Source organism: Limnospira sp. (assembly GCF_051859755.1).
GTDB classification, from domain to species: Bacteria; Cyanobacteriota; Cyanobacteriia; order Cyanobacteriales; family Microcoleaceae; genus Limnospira; species Limnospira fusiformis.
The window spans coordinates 13,936-35,282 of the sequence record NZ_JBIMLI010000042.1 but is presented as its reverse complement, the minus strand read 5'-3'; the positions used below and the strand labels follow the sequence as shown (position 1 = coordinate 35,282).

General features: G+C 46.5%; 20 protein-coding genes. 16 read left to right on the top strand and 4 right to left on the bottom strand.

What is annotated here, in order from left to right; all coding sequences use genetic code 11:
* Together ACTIE0_RS09920 and ACTIE0_RS09915 are read right to left on the bottom strand one after the other, a co-directional pair.
* A partial coding sequence (locus ACTIE0_RS09920; RefSeq protein ID WP_439516891.1) for an efflux RND transporter permease subunit occupies positions 1-658 on the bottom strand: 658 nt, incomplete at its 3' end.
* 20 nt (positions 659-678) lie between these two features.
* Complete coding sequence (locus ACTIE0_RS09915; RefSeq protein WP_006620884.1) at positions 679-1,329, bottom strand: permuted SH3 domain-containing protein; 651 nt, start codon at positions 1,327-1,329, stop codon at positions 679-681.
* A gap of 143 nt (positions 1,330-1,472) precedes the next feature.
* Between ACTIE0_RS09915 and rppA the strand changes: the two genes are divergently transcribed.
* Together rppA and rppB are read left to right on the top strand one after the other, a co-directional pair.
* A complete protein-coding gene (rppA, locus tag ACTIE0_RS09910) occupies positions 1,473-2,168 on the top strand; it encodes a two-component system response regulator RppA (RefSeq protein WP_006668092.1) in 696 nt (231 codons plus the stop codon).
* The gene (rppB, locus tag ACTIE0_RS09905; RefSeq protein WP_006620882.1) at positions 2,165-3,568 is read left to right on the top strand and encodes a two-component system sensor histidine kinase RppB; all 1,404 of its coding nucleotides are present in this window, start codon (positions 2,165-2,167) and stop codon (positions 3,566-3,568) included. The genes rppA and rppB overlap by 4 nt, the downstream gene beginning before the upstream one ends.
* Positions 3,569-3,589: 21 nt before the next feature.
* On the opposite strand, the gene ACTIE0_RS09900 is transcribed toward rppB, so the two are convergent.
* Together ACTIE0_RS09900 and ACTIE0_RS09895 are read right to left on the bottom strand one after the other, a co-directional pair.
* Positions 3,590-4,123, bottom strand: coding sequence for a single-stranded DNA-binding protein (locus ACTIE0_RS09900; RefSeq protein ID WP_006620881.1), 534 nt, complete (start codon positions 4,121-4,123; stop codon positions 3,590-3,592).
* A gap of 54 nt (positions 4,124-4,177) precedes the next feature.
* Complete coding sequence (locus ACTIE0_RS09895; protein WP_006620880.1) at positions 4,178-6,706, bottom strand: mannose-1-phosphate guanyltransferase; 2,529 nt, start codon at positions 6,704-6,706, stop codon at positions 4,178-4,180.
* A gap of 231 nt (positions 6,707-6,937) precedes the next feature.
* On the opposite strand from ACTIE0_RS09895, the gene ACTIE0_RS09890 reads away from it, so the two are divergent.
* The 14 genes from ACTIE0_RS09890 (at position 6,938) to ACTIE0_RS09825 (ending at position 21,301) form a co-directional block, all read left to right on the top strand.
* Entirely contained in the window at positions 6,938-7,279 is a 342-nt protein-coding gene (locus ACTIE0_RS09890) for a hypothetical protein (protein ID WP_035759758.1), read from the top strand.
* A 153-nt stretch (positions 7,280-7,432) separates the two neighbouring features.
* Entirely contained in the window at positions 7,433-8,458 is a 1,026-nt protein-coding gene (locus ACTIE0_RS09885; protein ID WP_006668090.1) for an ABC transporter permease, read from the top strand.
* Between the two features lie 391 nt (positions 8,459-8,849).
* Positions 8,850-9,368 carry a C-phycocyanin subunit beta gene (gene cpcB / locus ACTIE0_RS09880; protein ID WP_006620877.1) on the top strand — a complete coding sequence of 173 codons (519 nt, stop codon included), beginning with the start codon at positions 8,850-8,852 and terminating at the stop codon, positions 9,366-9,368.
* A gap of 111 nt (positions 9,369-9,479) precedes the next feature.
* On the top strand, positions 9,480-9,968 hold the full coding sequence (cpcA, locus tag ACTIE0_RS09875) for a C-phycocyanin subunit alpha (RefSeq protein ID WP_006620876.1): 489 nt from the start codon (positions 9,480-9,482) through the stop codon (positions 9,966-9,968).
* Positions 9,969-10,150: 182 nt separating this feature from the next.
* On the top strand, positions 10,151-10,966 hold the full coding sequence (locus tag ACTIE0_RS09870; RefSeq protein ID WP_006620875.1) for a phycobilisome linker polypeptide: 816 nt from the start codon (positions 10,151-10,153) through the stop codon (positions 10,964-10,966).
* Positions 10,967-11,074: 108 nt separating this feature from the next.
* Positions 11,075-11,941, top strand: a complete 867-nt coding sequence (locus ACTIE0_RS09865; protein WP_006620874.1) for a phycobilisome linker polypeptide — start codon at positions 11,075-11,077, stop codon at positions 11,939-11,941.
* A gap of 45 nt (positions 11,942-11,986) precedes the next feature.
* Positions 11,987-12,250 (top strand): rod-capping linker protein CpcD, encoded by a 264-nt coding sequence (cpcD, locus tag ACTIE0_RS09860; protein WP_006620873.1) that lies wholly within the window; start codon positions 11,987-11,989, stop codon positions 12,248-12,250.
* A 25-nt stretch (positions 12,251-12,275) separates the two neighbouring features.
* Positions 12,276-13,151 (top strand): C-phycocyanin alpha-cysteine-84 phycocyanobilin lyase subunit CpcE, encoded by an 876-nt coding sequence (gene cpcE, locus ACTIE0_RS09855; protein ID WP_006620872.1) that lies wholly within the window; start codon positions 12,276-12,278, stop codon positions 13,149-13,151.
* The gene (gene cpcF / locus ACTIE0_RS09850; protein WP_006620871.1) at positions 13,148-13,780 is read left to right on the top strand and encodes a C-phycocyanin alpha-cysteine-84 phycocyanobilin lyase subunit CpcF; all 633 of its coding nucleotides are present in this window, start codon (positions 13,148-13,150) and stop codon (positions 13,778-13,780) included. Before cpcE ends, cpcF begins: the two co-directional genes overlap by 4 nt.
* 34 nt (positions 13,781-13,814) lie before the next feature.
* Positions 13,815-16,121 (top strand): DNA polymerase III subunit gamma/tau, encoded by a 2,307-nt coding sequence (gene dnaX / locus ACTIE0_RS09845; RefSeq protein WP_006620870.1) that lies wholly within the window; start codon positions 13,815-13,817, stop codon positions 16,119-16,121.
* A 266-nt stretch (positions 16,122-16,387) separates the two neighbouring features.
* A complete protein-coding gene (locus ACTIE0_RS09840; RefSeq protein WP_006668088.1) occupies positions 16,388-18,655 on the top strand; it encodes a heavy metal translocating P-type ATPase in 2,268 nt (755 codons plus the stop codon).
* A gap of 69 nt (positions 18,656-18,724) precedes the next feature.
* A complete protein-coding gene (locus ACTIE0_RS09835) occupies positions 18,725-18,976 on the top strand; it encodes a hypothetical protein (protein WP_231296416.1) in 252 nt (83 codons plus the stop codon).
* Between the two features lie 81 nt (positions 18,977-19,057).
* On the top strand, positions 19,058-20,734 hold the full coding sequence (locus tag ACTIE0_RS09830) for a DUF3352 domain-containing protein (RefSeq protein ID WP_006620864.1): 1,677 nt from the start codon (positions 19,058-19,060) through the stop codon (positions 20,732-20,734).
* Positions 20,735-20,833: 99 nt separating this feature from the next.
* On the top strand, positions 20,834-21,301 hold the full coding sequence (locus tag ACTIE0_RS09825; RefSeq protein WP_006620863.1) for a hypothetical protein: 468 nt from the start codon (positions 20,834-20,836) through the stop codon (positions 21,299-21,301).
* Positions 21,302-21,347 lie beyond the last annotated feature (46 nt).

Here is a 21,347-nt window from a genome sequence, read left to right as displayed (position 1 = left end):
TGGCTTCCCTTGCCGCTTCAGTTACTTCAGTAAGGGAGACTTGACGCGATCGCAACAGTTGCGGATCGACCAAAATCTGTTCTTCCCGTTCATCCCCCCCATAAATAGTCACCTGAGACACACCAGGAACCGAGAGAATCTGATTTCTGAGGGTAACATCCACCAAACGGCGTAAATCCATCAGAGACGTTTCTCCCTGACCATTCACCGTAAAGGCATATTGCAGAATCGTTCCCAAAGGAGAGACTAAGGGGGAAATTTCCGGCGGATGAATCCCTTGGGGAAGTTGACTCATCACCTGTTGCAGTCGTTCCGTTACAGCCTGCCGCGCTTGGTAAATATCAGCCTCCTGGTCAAAGACAACATGAACCATAGAGAGTCCCACCTTGGAGGAAGAACGCACCAGGGTAACACTGGGTAAGCCATTAACCGCACTTTCAATAGGAACCGTAATCTGAGCCTCTACTTCCTCGGGAGCCAAACCAACCGCCTCAGTTTGGATATCTACTTGAGGGGGAGCAAAGGGAGGGAAAACATCCAAGGGCATTTGCGTGATGCTCAAAAAGCCCCAGATGGTTATGACTATCGCCCCGATAACGATTAACCATCGTTGAGCAATGGAATTTTTTAGGGTCTGATTAAGGATGGTGTTAAACATCGACTAACAATAATCCTCCCTTATTTGTCGGAAAAGAGATTTTTGTTCCGACGACTCCCTGTCCAGAAGAAAATCCCACCGCAGAGGAGCAAAACTCCTCCCCCAACGGTAGCTAAAGTTCCCATCGGAAAGTTATTGCTTGTGGTTTCCGCCAGATTACCCTCAACATCCTGTTCCTGTGGGATACCTTGAGCTTCCGCTTGAGCATGAACTTCATCGGGGGGAGTGGTGGCGGTTTCTGGACTGGGTGCAGTTGCTGCTGTTTGGGTTTTGCGAGATTCAGCATAGAGGGACAAACTACCCTGGGTAACCAGTTGTTCCCCAACGGATAACCCTTCGGTTACTTCGACCCATTCCCCTTCTGCTGTTCCGATTTGCACGGGAACTGGCTCATAAAAATTACCATACAAGACAAAGGCTAACTGTTTCCCATCGGCATCGACTAGGGCGGTCATGGGAACAAGAACGCGGTAACTCCCATCCGCCGCCGGAGCAATGGGGGTAACATTAATCCCTAGGAGGGAATCGGTTTCTGGCTTGACAGGAACCCGATCAATGCCGCCTTCGGCCTGAAACTCATCCCCATGTCCCACATGGGCTAAGGTTAGGGTGGGTGTGCCGAAAATTAAGCTCAGAGCGAACATTGAGCCAATCATAGAAGTTGTGTTCATTAGACCTCCTCATTAAAAAACATCTGGTTTTATGCCAAATCTTCCCCACTGTGCCAAAGAGGAGATGAAATCTAGGTGAAATCTCACCCCTTTTTTCTCGCAGTCTGTTAACCTCGATCCAAGCAGTCTCCCCCTTGCACACGATGCGAATTCTGTTGGTCGAAGATGAGGCGGAATTAGGCTTGGCCATTAAGCAAGTTCTGGTCAATGAGAAATATATTGTCGATTGGGTGACGGATGGAGTGCAGGCCTGGCATTGTTTAGAAAGTCAGTGGACGGATTACACGGTGGCGATTCTGGATTGGCTTGTGCCGGAGTTGTCGGGTTTGGAGTTATGCCAACGCATCCGCTCTCACCAGAACCCCCTACCGATTTTGATGTTAACGGCTCTGGGACAACCGGAAAATCGAATTACTGGATTTGATGCGGGGGCTGATGATTATTTAGTGAAGCCTTTTGTGATGGCGGAATTATTGGCTCGTTTACGCGCTCTCCAAAGGCGATCGCCCACCCTCCAACCCCAAACCCTGACTGTAGGCGCATTTATGCTAGATTACGCCAACAATACTATCTGTAATCGACTCACCCAACCCCCAAAAATGATTCCCTTAACGGTCAAAGAATTCCAGATTTTTGCCTATTTAATGCAAAATCCCGATCGCATTATTCCGGGGAGTAAAATCCGCTATCAACTGTGGGATTTAGAGGAGGAACCCATCAGTAATGTGGTGGCGGCGCAAATGCGCTTATTAAGGCGAAAATTAGCCAGTTATGACTGCGGGTGTCCCATTGAAACCATCCGAGGTCAGGGTTATCGTTTTAATACCTCCCCGCGATGAATAGCTATCAACTGTTTCGCCATAGCAGAATCCGTCTGGCGCTTTGGTATGCGTTAGTGATGGGTGGGATTTTGGGCTTATCGGGGTTTGGGGTGTATCGCTCTCTGATTCAGCCGAATTGGACAGCGATGGAACGGGAAATGGAATCAATCGCCGGGACACTTCATGATAGCTTAGAACCCATGCTCCCTCAATCGGGAGAGCCAACAGGTATCCTACGACAAATTTTTCCCGATTTATGCCTACAAGGACAACCTTGTAACCATCACCCCACCTTAATTCAGCGTCATACTATTGGCATTAGCGATCGCAGTACCTACTATATCCGGGTGTTCAATCATCGCGGTCAACTTTTAGCCTTTTCCCCAAATCACCCTCTCCCCTTACCCCAAACCCTAAACCCCACACCTTGGCAAACCTTTCGCAGTGCGAGAGGGACGCGCTACCATCAATTCACTACCATTCTCCACAGTGGCAAGGTTAATCCTCAAACGCCAATGCACTTAGATTCCTCTTGGGGATATATCCAAATTGGACGCACTTTAGCGACGTTTGATGCAGAAGTTAATCGAATGAGGTGGATTTTAGGTTTAGGGTTTCCCTTGGCGTTAGGTTTAGTCGTGGTGGCTGGTTGGTGGCTTTCTGGATTAGCGATGGGGCCTATTTACCAATCCTATCAACAGCAACAACAGTTTACCGCCAATGCTGCCCATGAACTGCGCTCTCCCCTCGCGACTCTTTTAGCAACTATTGAGGCTATTTTACGGGTTCCCCCATCAAATCCCCAGCAAATGCAGGCGATGCTACAAACCCTTGAACGACAGGGACGACGTTTAAGCCATTTAATCGCCGATTTATTATTTCTCAGTACCTTGGAACATCACACATCTAGCCAAATCTTTAAACCCTGTTGTTTAAATGATTTAATTCATGATTTAACTGAAGAATATGCAGAATTTGCAACTCTGGCGGAAATTAATCTAATGCAAGAAGTTCCTGCTGAGGAAATTTATGTGTTAGGTAATGAATCTCAGCTTTATCGTTTAGTGTCGAATTTAATCGCTAATGCCATTCAATATACGCCTAAAGCAGGGGAAGTGGTGGTGAGTTTAATGGTGCGCGATCGCACGGCTTTAATTACAGTCCAAGATACAGGGATTGGCATGGCCGTAGCAGCCCAAACTCGAATTTTTGAGAGATTTTATCGGGTGGATAGCGATCGCTCTCGCCCAACTGGGGGAACCGGATTAGGACTAGCCATAGCACAGGCGATCGCTTATCATCATCAAGCATCTCTGACGGTCAAAAGTGAACTGGGAAAAGGCAGTTTATTTACCCTGCAATTTCCTTGTATAGCAGAACCCAAGTTGCTTAAAAACTTCCCCTCTCTGAAACGGTGAGTCTTTCAAGGGGATTTGAGATTAGAAGGGAATCGGATCGTCATCACCCGGAGTATCTGATTGAGATGGTTCAGGGTTAGGAGTAACGGGAGAGCGAGTTTCCGGTGCATCATATTCTAATCCAGAGGTTGGGGGATTAGGGCTCGTGCGGTTACGACTACCAAGGGGGACCACATTACTCGGGGCGGAACTGGGGGCGGAACTGGGGGCGGAATGAGTGTTGATCGGGGTTTCTGGGTTGCCAGATATCAAACTACTGATAGTATAAATCCGCGTCGCGACCAATTCGGCTCGCTTCTCTTTAAAGCCTTCGGGTCTTTCCACCACGTTCATCCCCAAGCGACCTTCGATGAGTACACAATCACCCACATGATAGTTTTGTCCAATTTCTTGGGCTGTATTTCCCCACCCAATTACTTTTAAGTGTGATGGGGGGTCATTGGGTCGGTTACTGCTGAACTCGACTAACATTTCGGCAATGGGTATTTGATTATCGGCTGTGTAGCGCAGTTGTGGTTCCTGAATAATTTTCGCGGTCAAAATACAGCTATTCATGCAAATTATATCTCTTGAAAACAGTAGGTTACAGCTAGTTATCGAGAATCAGGGCTAATAGTCTTCTCGGTTCATACCTTGAACTTGATTTACAAAATCTTGTACCATATTTCGGTATTCTCTGAGGGTAGCATCAGCCCAATCTCGATCGTCGCTGTTGGCATAGATATGGATTAGGGGTTCTCCAGCATCAGGAAGAATCAAAATCCAATTATCGTCTTGGTAGTTAATGAGTTTGACTCCATCGATCAATTCTAAGTTTTCTGGCGCATGGGTTTCTACTAGATGTCGCATGAGTGCGCCTTTCACAGACCAAGGACAACGAACAGTATAGCGACGGTGTATGACATGGGGGAGATCGGTGCGAATTTGACCGAGCGATCGCTCCTGTGTGGTCAGAATTTCAATCATTTTGGCAATCGAGAACATGGCATCAAAACCGGGGTGCATTTGGGGGAAGATGAACCCCATATCACCACTACCGCCGAGTACGACATTAGGATGAGCTTGACAGGCTTCCATTAAAGCCGTGGGGTTGGCTTTAGTGCGGATAACTATGCCATCGTGTCGTCGGGCGATTTGTTCCACGGCGGAGGAGGCTTGAACGGGTACTACCACCGTGCTTCTGGGGTGAGCAGTCAGAACCATAGTCACCATGAGGGCGGTTAGTTCTTCTCCCCGAATCAGGCTACCACTTTCATCTACCAAAATGAACTGTTCGCCATTTGCATAGACTTGAACCCCGAAGTTAGCTCTGAGGGCTTCAACTACCCGGCCTAGTTGATCCAGTAGATTTTCGCGATCGCTTGGGGAAATAGCAATTTGATTTAGACTAGCATTGAGGACTACCGCATCGCAACCAAACTTAGCAAGTAGGCGAGGTAAAAGGGCTCCCGACACTGCATAGACATAATCTATGACGACTTTAGCATTGCTGTGGCGCAGCCCATCGATATTGAGGTGTCTTTCAAAAGCCGTGCGGTAGGTGTCGATCACCTCGCTGGGGTAAGTCATGTTACCAATTTCCGCCACCCCGGCGCGTCGCAGGTCTTCTTTGAAGTAAGCACCTTCGATTTTTTTCTCTTTGGCTTTGGTGATGTTAATGCCTTTGTTGTCGAGAAATTCAATCAGAATCTGATCCGAGCGATCTGGAGATAGGCGCACATGAATACCGCCCACAACAGTGAGGTTACGAATCACCGTGCGGACTACCGGAATAGCTGTATCTTCTAGGTTAAGGACATTGACTCCCACGGACATCAAGCCAGAAATTAGCGATCGCGTTACCATCCGAGAAATGCGGCGTTGGTCACGGGATACCGCCACCGTAGCCACTTGTTTAAGGGTTGACCCGTAGGCTGCTCCCAATTTAACCGCAAATTCCGGTGTAATATCAATGTTAGCCAGTCCGAGAACTCCCCGTTGACCGAAAAGGTTACGCCTAGCCGTGTTTCCCCAAATTAAGTTAATGTTGAGGGTAGCGCCCGATTCAATTTTTTTGCTAGGCCAAACCCGGACATTGGGGCTGATCAGGCTTTCTTCTCCTACCGTAGATAACGAGCCGACCACTGACCCCTCTAGGACATGGGCGCGGCGGTCTACCCTTGCTCCTCTAGCAATCACACAGGCGCGTAAGTGTACATCTTCACCGATAATGGCTCCGTTCCAAACAATCGGGCGTTTAAGGTTGGCATCACTCCCTATGGTGACATTATCTCCGAGGATGGTTCCCGCTTCTATATGCGCTCTAGCTGCAATTCTACAGTTATTACCAATAATCACAGGGGCTTCAATGCGGGCATAATCATCGATATAGGTGTTTTCACCGACCCAGACTCCTGGCGATCGCTCTCGCACGTGAAAATCTAACTTAACTTTCCCCCGTAGTGCATCATATTGGGATTCACGATAGGCTTCTAAGTGACCCACATCGCACCAGTAGCCTTCAGCAATAAAGCCATACATGGGAACCCCTTTTTCTAATAACAGGGGAAAAAGGTCGTTAGAAAAATCGCATTCTTGATTAGGGGGCAAATATTCCAGCACTTCCGGTTCTAGGACATAGATTCCCGTGTTGACCGTATCGGAAAATATTTCGCTAGTCGAGGGTTTTTCTAAAAACCGCTTGATGCGTTGATTTTCGTCCGTAATCACCACCCCAAAATCGAGAGGGTTGGGAACCCGGGTTAATATCAACGTAGCTTTCGATTGTTGGGAAGTGTGAAACTTAACCGCCGCGCTGAGGTCAAAATCAGTTATGCTATCGCCGCTGATCACTAAGAAGGTACTGTCTAGGAGTTCGGCAATGTTTTTCACACATCCTGCAGTTCCCAGGGGTTGATCCTCTTCCACCGAATAGGTGATTTGAACGCCAAAGTCGCTGCCATTATGGAAGTATTCCCGCATGATGTCCGGTAAATAGTGCAGGGTAGCGATAACTTCCTGGAAATGGTGCCGCCTCAGTAGGTTAATGATATGTTCCGCAATGGGGCGATTCAGTATGGGCACCATTGGTTTGGGTAAATCACAGGTAAGAGGTCTGAGTCGTGTTCCTGACCCCCCAGCCATCAGCACTGCTCTCATAGTTCCTCCTGGCGACTTATTAAAGACAATATTAAACTTTTTCGGCTAATATTTAGCTTTTCTTTAGATTCATTTTGGTTTTGCGGACCGAATGCTGCCAAATATGAGATTTTTATGAATTTAGCCGAAAAATTCGAGTGTACAGAGCTAGATTGTATTTAATTTTACCCCTTTATGGGCAGCTTAGTTGATATAACTAAGTTCCATTTCACAGATGATTTGGAGGCAAGTATGCAATACACATTTAACTTGGTGGGAGTTTCTCCAATTCTTTCGTTTTTTTACCAGCAACAGCAGCAACAGGAACAACAGACCAGCGGCATTGAATATCTAGGCCATCGTCAGTGTACCCTGGATATGTTTCTTGGGTCGGTGGAAATGGTGGCATCCAAGCGGGGATGGCAATGCGATCGCGTTGTGGATACCGTGATTAATTTTTGGATGAATAATTCTGAGAGTATCCAGTATTGGAAAGGCCGACTGGAGGATGCTGGTCACGAGAATTTGCTAGTGGCGCGGGTGGCTGATTTAAAGTCTTTGCGGACTACTTTTGAGTCGTTACTTGATGCTTAATTGGTAGATGGGTCGTGGCGGGTGGTTTGAGGAAAAACAGAAAAAACCCGCCCGGTAATAGTCCCACATAAATACCGAACTATTGATATCATTTGTGATCGCACTCTTGAGGTAGTTTGCTGATGGGTGCGAGTTGTTTCGTGGCTTGATCTGATGTCTCGTGCTAAAGCGCTGCAATTTTATGTGATTACTCGGCTGTTGTTGGCCCCGCTGATGTTGTGGACGATTACTTCCGTGGTGTTTCTATTGTTGCGGGCGACACCCGGTGATCCAGTAGATGCTATTCTTGGCCCTAGAGCGCCTAGTGCGGCTAAGGAAGCCTTGCGATCGCAGTTAGGTTTGGGGGGGTCCTTGCTAGAACAATATATAAGTTATATGGGCGCTCTACTGCGCTTCGATTTGGGCATTTCTATAACTACTCAAGGACAGTCCGTCTGGCAGATTATTGGTGATCATTTTCCCGCTACCGTCGAATTAGCAGTTTTTAGTATGTTGGTCGCCCTCGTCGTGGGAATTACTGTCGGGGCTGTGGCCGCTTTTAAACCTAATACTATTTGGGACACTGGGGGACGCTTATTTGGAATTATTACTTATTCGGTTCCCGCTTTTTGGGCGGGGATGCTGTTGCAGTTGATTTTTGCCGTGTGGTTGGGCTGGTTTCCTTTGGGGACCCGTTTTCCGGTGACCGTGACTCCTCCTCCTAGTTATACCGGACTTTATACCGTTGATAGTTTGTTGAGTGGCAATTTGGGCGCTTTCTGGACGACTATATATTATCTGTGTCTACCCTGTGTGACTTTGGGGATTTTGCTGAGTGGCATTTTCGAGCGCATTGTCCGGGTGAATTTGAGACAAACTCTACAAGCTGATTATGTCGAGGCGGCGCGGGCGCGGGGGGTCTCCGAGTTACGGATTTTGCTGGCTCATGCTCTCAAAAATGCCATGATTCCCGTGATTACCGTTTTGGGGCTGACTTTTGCCGCTTTGTTGGGAGGGGCGATTTTAACTGAGGTGACTTTTTCTTGGCCGGGATTAGCTAATCGCTTGTATGAGGCTATTCGTCTGCGAGATTATCCCACAGTCCAGGGGGTGGTTGTGTTTTTGGCCGTAATTGTCGTGATCGCTAGTTTGGCGATCGATATTTTGAATGCTTGCATTGACCCCCGGATTCGCTATTAATTGCTTCTCAGAAAATATACTTAGTTATTAATACTTAGTAAATTTTGAAGAGACTTTAATAAATTTTAACAAACTAAAAGGCACTGGCAGTGTATAAATGATATTTGAAGGGGTGAGAAGGAAGGCGAATGTTGGTTTATGAAGTTTCATTAACATTTGTATCAAAATATTAAATTCTTCTCATAAACCGCGTACAATCTTTTAAGATTTCAGAAAGTGTTCTAGGATACTTGAGAAATGGACCACGGGGCAATTGTGAAAAGCCTTTGTCCAGGGTTCACCCCGGAAGGGGTCTGAGGAGATGGCACCAGTGGATTGATTGTAGTAATCATTCATGGTGTGTAGAATCCCAAGCTAACTCTAAGCAAGTCAACAAGTAGGAGATAAGTCCATGTTTGATGCCTTCACCAAGGTGGTTTCTCAGGCTGATACTCGCGGCGAAATGCTGAGTACAGCTCAAATCGATGCTCTGAGCCAAATGGTTGCTGAAAGCAACAAACGTTTGGATGCCGTTAACCGCATTACTAGCAACGCTTCCACCATCGTTTCTAATGCTGCTCGTTCTTTGTTTGCAGAGCAGCCCCAACTGATTGCTCCCGGTGGAAACGCCTACACCAGCCGTCGTATGGCTGCTTGCTTGCGTGACATGGAAATCATCCTGCGTTATGTTACCTACGCTGTGTTCGCTGGCGACGCAAGTGTTCTCGAAGATCGTTGCTTGAACGGTTTGCGTGAAACTTACCTGGCTTTGGGAACTCCCGGTTCCTCCGTTGCTGTCGGTGTTGGCAAAATGAAAGAAGCTGCTCTGGCGATCGTTAACGATCCCGCAGGTATCACTCCTGGCGATTGTAGCGCTTTGGCTTCAGAAATCGCTAGTTACTTTGATCGTGCATGTGCTGCAGTTTCCTAATCAAGCAGATCCATAGCATATAACAATTGAAACAGTTTAGCTGAAGTCTAAGTGACTGGACTTCTGTTTGTTACCTAATTTTTTGTAAACCAATCGGGAGATAACTCGAGAATGAAAACCCCCCTAACCGAAGCAGTTTCTATCGCTGATTCCCAAGGTCGTTTCCTAAGCAGCACCGAAATCCAAGTGGCTTTTGGCCGTTTTCGTCAAGCCAAAGCTGGTCTGGAAGCTGCTAAAGCTTTGACCTCTAAAGCTGATAGTCTGATCAGTGGTGCTGCCCAAGCAGTGTACAACAAGTTCCCCTACACCACCCAAATGCAGGGACCTAACTACGCGGCAGACCAACGCGGTAAGGACAAATGTGCTCGTGACATAGGCTACTACCTGCGGATGGTAACTTATTGCCTGATTGCTGGTGGAACTGGCCCCATGGATGAGTACCTGATTGCCGGTATTGATGAAATCAACCGGACTTTCGAGCTTTCTCCAAGCTGGTACATTGAAGCCCTGAAATACATCAAAGCTAACCACGGTTTGTCTGGTGACGCTGCTGTTGAAGCTAACTCCTACCTCGACTACGCGATCAACGCCCTAAGCTAGGTCTTTTTTTGCGTTGCCCGGAACGGTAAATAGCTGTTAGCAATTGGGTTATCAGTTATTTAGCAGTCCGGGCATATTTTATTAAAGCGGGATCAGCTTGGTAAAATCGGTATCCGAGATTACCTAACCGATTAAAAAGAGTTTTTTCTCTATAACGTCAAAAAATCGGGAGAAGATTAATAATGGTTGGTTTAGCAGAAGCAAGTCGCCTAGGAATCAGAGCTTTTGAAGAGTCTGAGCGAGTGGAACTGCGCCCTAACTTCACCGAGGGTGATGTCCAAGCTGTGATTTGGGCTGCATATCGTCAGGTGATGGGTAATGAACACCTGATGCAACGGGAGCGCTTAACAAGTGCTGAGTCTTTGTTGCGCCAGGGTGAAATTACGGTGCGGGATTTCGTGCGAGCGTTAGCTGTTTCGGAACTGTACCGGAAAAAGTTTTTTTATGGGAATAGCCAAGTTCGGTTTATTGAGCTGAACTATAAGCATTTGCTGGGTCGGGCTCCTTATGATGAGTCAGAAATCGCGTTTCACGTTGACCTGTATAACGAGGAAGGCTACGAGGCTGAGATTAATTCTTACCTCGATTCTCCTGAGTATTTGGAAAGTTTCGGGGAAAATGTAGTTCCTTACTACCGTGGTTTTGCTACCCAACGGGGTCAGTGGACTGTGGGATTTAACCGGATGTTCCAACTTTACCGGGGATACGCGAATAGCGATCGCGCTCAAAATCAAACCCAAGGACGTTTAACTTGGGAAGTAGCTCGCAATACATCTTCGCCGATTTCTCCAGCCGGGAGCGGACAAGCTCTGGTGGGGGCTAATGGTGGCTCGCGCGGTCAATTGTATCGTGTGGTAGTAGTACAAAAGCCCACACAGTTGACACCGAGAATGCGTAAAGCTACAGCAGAGTATACAGTAGCCTACGAGCAACTTTCAGGACAGTTGCAGCGGATCAACCGCATGGGCGGACGGGTCATCAGCGTGACCCCTGCTTAGAACAGCAAGTTGTTAACTGTTAACCAGTTAATAACAATAGCATAATCAAGTTAGATTGTCTAGGACTAAATCCGCAAGTAATTCGGTTGTGATCATAGGAGGATTTTAGTGGCCATTACAACCCAAGCGTCTCGGTTAGGGACAACAGCTTTCCAGGAGAGTTCTCTGGTAGAGTTGCGCCCCAATTGGAGTCGTGACAATGCCCAAGAGGTAATTCGTGCGGTATACCGTCAATTACTGGGTAATGATTATCTGATGAGTTCTGAGCGCCTCACGAGTGCGGAGTCACTGTTGTGCGATGGTAGCATCACAGTACGGGAGTTGGTGCGGTGTGTGGCGAAGTCAGAGCTTTATAAAAAGAAATTCTTTTACCCGAATTTCCAGACCCGTGTAATTGAACTAAATTACAAACACCTGTTGGGTCGGGCTCCCTATGATGAGTCAGAGGTGGTTTTCCACTTAGACTTATATCAAAACGAAGGGTACGATGCCGATATCGATTCTTATATTGATTCTCCAGAATATCTGGAGAGCTTCGGCGAAAATATTGTTCCCTACTACCGTGGTTTCGAGACTCAGCGGGGACAGAAAACGGTTGGTTTTACCCGGATGTTCCGCCTGTATCGGGGTTATGCTAATAGTGATAGCGCTCAAGGTGAAGGCACTATGTCTCGTCTGGCGCAGGAACTAGGTGCTAACCGCGCTTCTGTGGTAGTGGCTCCTTCTGGGGATTCGGATGGTTGGTCCTATCGTCCATCTGGACAGAGTGTGGCTCCTAGCACTGGATTCAGCCAAGGTGGAGTTCTGCAAGCGGGACGGACTTACCGTGTAGAGGTTTCTGGAATCCGTGAGCGCCGTTATCCCAGAGTACGTCGTTGCAGTAAGGCTTTTATTGTTCCTTATGATCAGCTTTCGGCACAACTGAGGGAAATTCAGCGCCAAGGTGGCACAATTGCCAGCATTACGCCTATTTAGAATGGCAAGAGAAAACTTGATTGTTTTGGGAGATTAATAGGGACAATGTTGGGTTACATCAGTGCCGGAAAAATGGGCAGTAGTCCTTCGGGCGCTCGCTTCTTCAAATATGAAGTGGTGGGAATGCGTCAGAATGACGAAACCGACAAGACAGAATATCAGATTCGCTCGAGTGGGAGTCAATTTGTAATTGTTCCTTACAATAGGATGAATCAGGAAATGCGGCGGATTAACCGCATGGGTGGTAAAATTGTTAGCATTGAGCCGATGACTACCGATAATACGGTGTCTGAAGCTGAGGGCGAATAATTTAGACCATTCAATTCTGATTTTCATGCAGGATTCTGAATCAAAAACCCCAGGTGCATCCCCCCTAGTGGGCGCAGATAATGCGCCTTTAACTGGGGGAGAAGCTGAAGGGGGTGATGCTTGGACAGTAGAACAGGCGATCGCCGCCCTAAACCATCAAGAACCAAATCGTCGCTATTATGCGGCTTGGTGGTTGGGGCGTTTTCGTGTGTGTGATGCGATCGCAGTTGATGCCTTAATTATGGCCTTGGATGATGAGTCCGATCGCACTAAGGACGGGGGCTATCCTTTACGCAGAAATGCGGCTCGGGCTTTGGGTAAATTGGGCGATCGTCGCGCGGTGACTCCCCTAGTCAAATGTTTAGATTGCCAAGATTTTTATGTGCGGGAAGCGGCGGCTCAGGCTTTAGAAGGTCTGGGAGACTCTAGCTGTGTTTCTGCTTTGCGTGGGTTATTGGTGGGTGGAGTAGAAGATACTGCACCGATAGCGGGTAAACCCCATTTAAAACAGCCTTATGACGCAGTAATTGAAGCCATAGGAACTCTGGGCGCAACTGAGGCGTTAACTGATATTGAACCTTTCATAAACCATCCGATCGCTAGAATACAGTATGCGGCTTTAAGGGCTATGTATCAGCTTACGGGTGATCCGGTTTATGGCGATCGCTTAATTGCAGCTTTGCGGGGGGAAGATTTACAATTGCGACGCAGTGCTTTAATGGATTTAGGGGCGATCGGATATCTTCAGGCCGCCGAACCTATCGCCAACACCCTAGCTGAAAATAGCCTGAAACTAATTGCTTTACAGGGAATTCTGGAACACCATCTCAGTCAAATTGGGGAAAAATGCCTATCTGAAGAGGCAGTTAAAATCATGAAGCTGATGGATTCTCTATTATGACAAAGGTTGAGGAACTAATTTTAGCGGTTGAACAGGCGGACTCTGCTGGAAAACTGATAGGCGCGGTGTCACAATTGGCCGCGACTGGTTCTGTGGATGCAGTACCAATGTTAATTCGTGTTTTGGGTTATAACAACCCTGGCGCGGCGGTGGCTGCAGTTGAGGGATTGATAGCCATTGGTAAACCTGCTGTGGTTGGTATACTAGAGAGGTTAGATGGTTATAACTATGGTGCTAGGGCTTGGGCGGTTCGCGCTTTGTCTGGTATTGGTGATCCTAGGGGTTTAGATGTTTTGCTGGAGGCGGCGGGTAGTGATTTTGCTCTGAGTGTGCGTCGTGCTGCGGCGCGGGGTTTGGGAGCAATTCGCTGGGAGGATATGTCACCAGAAGCAGTCTCTGAGGCTAAGGAAAGAACCCTAAAAACTCTGCTGCATACTTCTGAAGATACGGAATGGATCGTTCGTTATGCAACGGTTGTGGGTTTGGAAGGTTTGGCGGCTTCTGAGGTGGATAAACCCCATTGGTTTACACAGGTTTCGCAAAGGTTGGAGGGGATGGTTAATAATGATGAAACTCCGGCGGTTTCTGCTAGGGCTAGTCTGGCTAGGATGAACTTAGGGATTAGTTAATAATTAGTTGCTTTTGGGATGTTGAGATTATACCGTGACCTACGAACCGCTTCACCACAAATATCGTCCCCAAACTTTTGCAGATCTGGTGGGTCAAGAGGCGATCGCTCAAACTCTGACTAATGCGATCCGATCGCGGCGTATTGCTCCGGCTTATTTATTTACAGGTCCGAGGGGTACTGGTAAAACTTCTAGTGCGCGGATTTTAGCGAAATCTCTTAACTGTCTACAAACTTCTAACCCGACAGAAACTCCCTGTGGTATTTGCGAGGTCTGTCGGGGTATCACTACGGGAGCAACTTTAGATTTTGTGGAGATTGATGCTGCTAGTAATACGGGGGTTGATCATATCCGGGATTTAATTGAACGGACGCAGTTTTCCCCGGTTCAATGTCGCTATAAGGTCTATGTAATTGATGAATGTCTGACGGGTGATGCTCTGATTTTAAGCGATCGCGGATGGCTGAGAATTGATGATCCGACTCTCCAAGAATGTCGAGTTCTTAGTTATAATGAGTCTACTCAACAATGGGAATGGCAGCAGGTTTTACGCTGGCTTGACCAGGGGGTTCGTGAGACTTGGAAAATTAAAACCTTTCAGACGGAAATTAAATGCACTGGTAATCATCTGATTAGGACAGATAAAGGCTGGATAAAAGCGGCAAATATTACCCCTAAAATGAAAATATTATCACCGGAAATTGATGCGGCGGTCAAGACGGCATTACAAGATGTAGAATCTATCGAAAAGTTAGGGGTTAATCATGTCTATGATATTGAGGTAGAACATAATCATAATTTTGTGGCGAATGGTCTGCTAGTTCACAATTGCCATATGTTGAGTACAGCGGCTTTTAATGCTTTACTGAAAACCCTAGAAGAACCACCTGATCGGGTGGTGTTTGTCCTGGCGACTACAGACCCTCAACGGGTTCTCCCGACGATTATTTCTCGATGTCAGCGCTTTGATTTTCGGCGCATTCCTTTACAAGCCATGGCGACTCATTTAGAAACTATCGCCGCCAAGGAAAACATTGCTATTACACCGGAAGCGGTGATGATGGTGGCTCAAATTGCTCAAGGGGGATTAAGGGATGCGGAAAGCCTGTTAGACCAATTAAGTTTACTGTCAGGTGAAATTACGGTTGAACGGGTTTGGGACTTGGTTGGGGCTGTTCCTGAACGGGATTTGATGACATTATTAGAGGCGATCGCAGAGGGTAAAGCGACGGCAATTTTAGACCAAACCCGCGAGTTACTGAACCGGGGTCGAGAACCTTTAATTGTGCTGCAAAATCTGGGGGAATTTTACCGGGATTTATTAATCGCCAAAACCGCACCAAATCGCCAGGATTTAGTGAAACTTACTCAACCGACTTGGGAAAGTTTATGCGCCTTTTCCCAACGCTGGGAACATGAAATTATCCTGGCTGGTCAAAAACATCTCCGCGATAGCGAGGTACAGATTAAAAATACCACTCAGCCGCGTTTATGGTTGGAGGTGACTTTATTAGGGTTATTACCGGAGGCTTTGCGTCCTCAAACGGTATCTACAGGGGTGGTAAATGTACAGCCTCAGCCTATCTCAAATCAGCCTACCTCAAAAATGAGGTCACAGCCTGTTTACAAGCCTCCTGCGCCTGCTCAACCTGTCTCACAAGCTGTTTCTGTGCCGGATGCACCCCCGCCGCCACCCCCGCCGCCACAGCCTACTACTGCTAATCAAGAGGAAGCAGTAAACTATAGTCTGGAGGAACTTTGGGAACAGATACTTAGTGCGATCGAACAATTGGGAACTCAGGCTTTGATGCGTCAACATGGCTGTTTGCGATCGCACCATGGTAATGTAGTCTGTATCGGGCTTAAATCCCATCCATTATTGAAAATTGCCCAGGCGAAAATCTCTAGTTTAGAAGTTGCTTGTCAGAAGGTTTTTAATACTAAAATTCAGGTAAATTTAGAAGTGGGAATGGGGGCAGTTTCTCCTGGGGTTCATCCTGAAAAAACACCGATATCTCAGAGGGTACAATCGCCGCCACCCCCACCACCAGAACCCCCGCCACCTACTAGGGAACCAGAAACTGAGAGACCGCCGGAATTAACAACTCCTAAAATTGAGGATATTTCAGTTAAAGTAGCTGATAATGACAATAATTCTCCGGTTGATGATGTGGCTACGGCGGCTGAAAAACTGGCAGAGTTTTTTGATGGGGAAATTATCCCTTGGTATCCCGAAAATACACAGGTGACAACTGTTTCTTCTTCTTCTGTAGCATTGGAGGATACCATAGAGTTTTATTCTCCAGAAGATGATGACAGTGAAGATGATGTACCCTTTTAAGTCTTACTGGAAAAACCCGGTTTCTTTGAGAGATACCTAGAAACCCGGTTTCTTTGAGAGATATCTAGAAACCCGGTTTCTGGGGGAAACTCGGTTGTTTTGAGAGATGCTTAGAAACCCGGTTTCTGGGAGAAACCCGGTTTCTTTGGAAGCGATCGCCATAAGTTTGTCAAGAGACTGGGAGAAACTCGGTTTTTTGGTTGACTCTCCAGTTCACAGGAGACTTTAAAATCAATGTATAAAATTGTCAAAGGTAAATTTTCGCTATGAAAACCACTCATTTACAAGTGGGGGGGATGAGTTGTGCATCCTGTGCATCCCGCATTGAAATAGTAGTGAATAGACTTGATGGAGTTAATCAATGTCAAGTTAACTTTGGTGCTGAACAAGCTGCTATAGATTATAACCCAGAAGCGGTCAGTTTAGAGGTAATTGAACAAGCGATTTCTGACGCTGGATATACAACCAAACCTTTAGGGGGTTTAGGAAACTTAGAAAAGCCGGGAGAATCCGAGAGTGATGCCGAGGAAAAAGCACTAATTAAGAAGGTGGCATTTTCGGGATTTGTGAGTTTATTCTTGATGATTGGTGGCTTACCAATGATGACAGGTTTAGACATCCATTTTATACCGGGTTGGCTGCATCATCCCTGGCTGCAATTTGTGTTAACTACTCCGGTGATGTTTTGGTGTGGTCAAGGTTGTTTCACGGGTGCAATTAAAGGATTTAAGCAGCGTAACGCTGACATGAATACTCTAACTTCGATTGGTACGGGTGTGGCTTATGTTTACTCGGTGTTTGTGACGTTATTTCCTAATGTTTTGTTGAGTCAGGGATTGAGTCCCGATGTTTTTTATGAGTCGGCGGCGATGATTATTGCGTTGGTTTTAGTGGGGAGATGGTTAGAACATCGCGCCAAAGGGAAAATGTCAGAAGCTATCAAAAAATTAATAGGATTACAGGCAAAAACTGCTCGTGTAGTTCGTAATGGTAAGGAGGAAGATATCGCGATTGAATTGGTGAAGGTTGGGGATATTGTGATAGTTCGTCCGGGGGAAAAAATCCCGGTTGATGGAGAGATAATCGAAGGGCGATCGACTGTAGATGAATCGATGGTGACGGGGGAAAGTGTCCCGGTAGAAAAGCAGATTGGTGATGAAGTGATTGGGGCGACAATTAATAAAACTGGTAGCTTTAAGTTTACGGCTGCACGGGTGGGAGAAGAAACTGTTTTGGCGCAAATTGTGCAGTTAGTAAGACAGGCGCAAGGTGCAAAAGCACCGATTCAAACATTAGCAGATCAGGTAACTAGCTGGTTTGTTCCTGTGGTGATAGCTATAGCGATCGCCACTTTTGTGATCTGGTTTAATTGGACGGGAAATATTACCCTAGCTATAGTGACTACGGTAGGTGTATTAATTATCGCTTGTCCTTGTGCGTTGGGATTAGCGACTCCGACCTCGGTAATGGTTGGGACGGGTTTAGGTGCGGAACATGGTATTTTAATTAAGGGTGGAGACAGCCTAGAATTAGCGCACAAAATCCAGACTATAGTTTTAGATAAAACGGGAACTTTGACGGAAGGTAAACCGAGAGTAATTAATTATATCACTGTGGGAGGAACCACTAATAATCATGAGTTAAAACTGCTGCGGCTGGTGGCGGCGGTGGAAGCCAAATCCGAACATCCTTTGGCTGAAGCGATTGTGGAATATGCGAAATCTCAGGAGGTGGAATTCCCTTTACCGGAAGTAGTGGAATTTGAGGCAATGCCGGGAATGGGTGTACAGGCTAAGGTGTCCGATCGCTTAATTCAAATTGGTACTTCTATATGGATGAGAGAATTGGGCATTGATACGAGTATTTTTCAGGCAAAACAAGGAATTTGGGAGACGGAAGCACAAACGACGGCTTGGATTGCTATTGATGGGGAAATCGAGGGATTATTGGGGATTGCAGATAGTCTAAAACCTGCTTCCGTAGCAGCGGTCAGGGCTTTAAAATCGATGGGATTACAGGTGGTCATGGTAACGGGAGATAATCAGAAAACTGCGGAAGCGATCGCCGAACAGGTAGCTATAGATAGGGTATTTGCACAAGTACGTCCCGACCGGAAATCAGAGATTATTAAATCCCTGCAACAAGAGAGGCTAAAAAAGTCTCAAAAACAGGCGATTGTGGCAATGGTGGGAGATGGCATTAATGACGCACCTGCTTTAGCACAAGCTGATGTAGGAATGGCGATCGGGACGGGAACTGATGTAGCGATCGCCGCCGGAGATATTACTTTAATTTCGGGAGATTTACAGGGTATTGTGACGGCGATTAAACTGAGTCGTGCTACCATGAAGAATATCCGCCAAAATCTGTTTTTTGCCTTTTTCTACAATACAGCCAGTATCCCCCTCGCTGCTGGAGTTTTATTCCCGCTAACCAATTGGTTACTTAATCCTATTATAGCCGGGGCGGCGATGGCTATGAGTTCCGTTTCTGTGGTTACCAATGCGTTAAGATTGCAGCGAACTCGGTTATAGAAACAAATCCCAAATCACTAGGTAGATTAATCATGCTTTATGTACCCAGTAAATAGATCCGGAACCAAAATGAAAGTTAGAATAATCAAGAATTCTTTGACGATGTTAATGTTATTAGGTGCGATCGCATTTATTCCCGTGGAAGCGATCGCATCACCGCACCATCATGATCATGGTGGTGGAGAATATGGTAAATTTAGTAAAATCGAACAACCCCTAGGCTTAAAAGTAGGTATCACCCTAGCCGGGATAGGCTTAATTGGGTTAGAGTTGTGGTGGTTTATGTTCAGCGAACCTCCCAGGAAAAAGTCTAGTGATTAGGTTCGCCAAACCGCCATCTGTGAGAAGATATTGGTGAGACTATGTTGATCAATCAACCGTCCCCTGTCAACTCAGATTAATATGAAGCTGAAGTCGTTTTTCATTCTGCTAGGTATCGCCACTGCGACCCTGCTACTGGTAGGGGTGAGTTTCTTCCTGACGCTGTTAGGTGAAACTCCCCTATCATTATTGGGGGCTAAAGCCAAAACCATTCCCACAGCGACAGTATTTGTACCCAAAAATGCGCCGTTTACAGCATCGTTGTTGGTGAACCCAGACCGCCTGGAAGCCTTCCGCCAGGTATTAGCTGAACCGAAACAAAGACAGCGATCGCATCAGGAATTTAACCGATTTAAAAAGATACTGCTAGGAAATACAGGACTAAATTACCAACGGGACATTAAACCCTGGTTAGGAGAGGAAATAACCCTGTCTCTGATCGCCGCAGATATTGATCGCGATAGTAGTAATGATAAACAACCGGGATATCTTCTTGCCCTCACCAGCCAAAATCCCCAACAGAGTCAGGAATTTCTGGAATTATTTTGGCAACGACAAGCGGTGTCGGGAGTAATGGTAACCTCGGAAACCTATCGAGGGGTAACTATTACTTACCGCCAAAGGGAGTCGGTAGAATTAGCGCCCACATTAGCGACAGCAGTATTAAGCGATCGCTTTATTTTATTTGCTAACTATCCAAAAGTATTGCGGGAAGCCATTAATAATTTCCAGGTATCCACCCTCAACCTAGCCAACTCCGAGAGTTATCAAAAAGCGATCGCCGCTTTAGACTCCAGCCAAATTGGATTAGTATTTTTAAATTTAGGGAATTGGGAATTAACCCCCGATGAAATCAACGCCCTACCCATTCAACCCAGTTTAGCCCTAGGACTGACCCTAAACCCCCAAGGATTATTAGCAGATACAGCCATAATTGCTACCACCAGCGAAGAATTTGAGCCGCCGTTATTGTCGGAACCCCCCACAGCCTTAAAGTATATCAGCGCCAATAGTCCCCTAGTAGTGACCGGACGAGATTTAAAAGATTTGTGGGCGCAAACCTCCGGGACTATCGGGAGTAATGAGACCTTGGGGGGAGTTTTAAGACGCGCGCAGGTTTCCATACAAGAAAGTTGGGGTGTTGATTTACCCGAAGATATTTTTAATTGGGTAACAGAAGAATACGCGCTCGCCTTAGTCCCCCACCCCATAGGCGATCGCAATGATTGGGTATTTGTTGCCAAACGGACTCCTTTAGCCGAAACTGCTATCGAGGCTTTAGACGCGATCGCCACTGAGAGGGGTTACAGTGTCGGGAGTTTTGTATTAGGGGACTATACCCTATGGGCTTGGACACAACTTAAAACTGTTCCGATCAAGTCTAAAAACAAGACCAGCGCCAGAAAACAGATGATTGAGGCGGAACCCAGAGGAGTTCACGCCACCGTTGGGGATTACGAAATTTTTGCCACTTCTGTTGAGGCGATCGATGCTGCAATTCATGGGGTGGAAACTGGAAACATTCTGACTAATCCTGAATTTAGCAATAGTCTCAAGTTACTCTCCGAGAAAAATGATGGCTATTTTTATATTGATTGGGATGTCAGTCGGGACATTTTACGCCAACAAATGCCTTTGCTAAGATTAGTGGAATTATCCGCCCAGCCTTTCTTTAATCATTTGCGATCGCTGACTATCAGCGCCAGAGGTCGCGAAAATGGCGTACAAAAAGCCACGGTTTTCGCCCACCTCCAATAAACTCCTAGTTAGTTGTCTATCCAAAACATCCAGGTTGGGCAATAATAGAAATAACTCCTCACACTTGATGTTAGCGCGTGTATTTAGGAGAGTCATGGAATGAACTGTCGTCTTAATGTAGTCGGACTAAGTGTTGTAACTACCTTGTGTTTATCCTTCGTAGTACAGCCAAAAACCCTTAATGCTTCCGAAACAATTACAGGAGTTATTCTCGCCCAAAATCCTCCGGCTGCTTCTACCTATAGCCCCGGACCTTGGCAACCTGTCGCGCGAATTAATCCACAACAGTCGGTTAACCTAACCCTCGTCAATCAATCTAGTGTCACCCTAGAGTATGGTTTGACTACCACCGAAACCGCCAATTTAGCCAATGGACAAAGGATTAGTTATAACAACATTCCCCTAGACTCCTATTTGGTGATTAACCCCTTAGTTGCTTCTTTGAGTCTGCAATATAACCTAGAAGTTGTTAATAACAACGTCACCCTTACAATTCGACCCAGTGGCGACCAAGCTGGGTTACGCACTGTTAATATTCAATCAACTGGAGGTATTTTTATTTACTAAATTCTGATTTAGTTAGTCACAGGTGCGTCAGTTACAGCCTGTTCAG

Coding starts and splice junctions, on each gene's coding strand:
- ACTIE0_RS09915 (WP_006620884.1), bottom strand. CDS start 1,329: ATGAACACAACTTCTATGATTGGCTCAATGTTCGCTCTGAGCTTAATT.
- rppA (WP_006668092.1), top strand. CDS start 1,473: ATGCGAATTCTGTTGGTCGAAGATGAGGCGGAATTAGGCTTGGCCATT.
- rppB (WP_006620882.1), top strand. CDS start 2,165: ATGAATAGCTATCAACTGTTTCGCCATAGCAGAATCCGTCTGGCGCTT.
- ACTIE0_RS09900 (WP_006620881.1), bottom strand. CDS start 4,123: ATGAATAGCTGTATTTTGACCGCGAAAATTATTCAGGAACCACAACTG.
- ACTIE0_RS09895 (WP_006620880.1), bottom strand. CDS start 6,706: ATGAGAGCAGTGCTGATGGCTGGGGGGTCAGGAACACGACTCAGACCT.
- ACTIE0_RS09890 (WP_035759758.1), top strand. CDS start 6,938: ATGCAATACACATTTAACTTGGTGGGAGTTTCTCCAATTCTTTCGTTT.
- ACTIE0_RS09885 (WP_006668090.1), top strand. CDS start 7,433: ATGTCTCGTGCTAAAGCGCTGCAATTTTATGTGATTACTCGGCTGTTG.
- cpcB (WP_006620877.1), top strand. CDS start 8,850: ATGTTTGATGCCTTCACCAAGGTGGTTTCTCAGGCTGATACTCGCGGC.
- cpcA (WP_006620876.1), top strand. CDS start 9,480: ATGAAAACCCCCCTAACCGAAGCAGTTTCTATCGCTGATTCCCAAGGT.
- ACTIE0_RS09870 (WP_006620875.1), top strand. CDS start 10,151: ATGGTTGGTTTAGCAGAAGCAAGTCGCCTAGGAATCAGAGCTTTTGAA.
- cpcD (WP_006620873.1), top strand. CDS start 11,987: ATGTTGGGTTACATCAGTGCCGGAAAAATGGGCAGTAGTCCTTCGGGC.
- cpcE (WP_006620872.1), top strand. CDS start 12,276: ATGCAGGATTCTGAATCAAAAACCCCAGGTGCATCCCCCCTAGTGGGC.
- cpcF (WP_006620871.1), top strand. CDS start 13,148: ATGACAAAGGTTGAGGAACTAATTTTAGCGGTTGAACAGGCGGACTCT.
- ACTIE0_RS09840 (WP_006668088.1), top strand. CDS start 16,388: ATGAAAACCACTCATTTACAAGTGGGGGGGATGAGTTGTGCATCCTGT.
- ACTIE0_RS09835 (WP_231296416.1), top strand. CDS start 18,725: ATGAAAGTTAGAATAATCAAGAATTCTTTGACGATGTTAATGTTATTA.
- ACTIE0_RS09830 (WP_006620864.1), top strand. CDS start 19,058: ATGAAGCTGAAGTCGTTTTTCATTCTGCTAGGTATCGCCACTGCGACC.
- ACTIE0_RS09825 (WP_006620863.1), top strand. CDS start 20,834: ATGAACTGTCGTCTTAATGTAGTCGGACTAAGTGTTGTAACTACCTTG.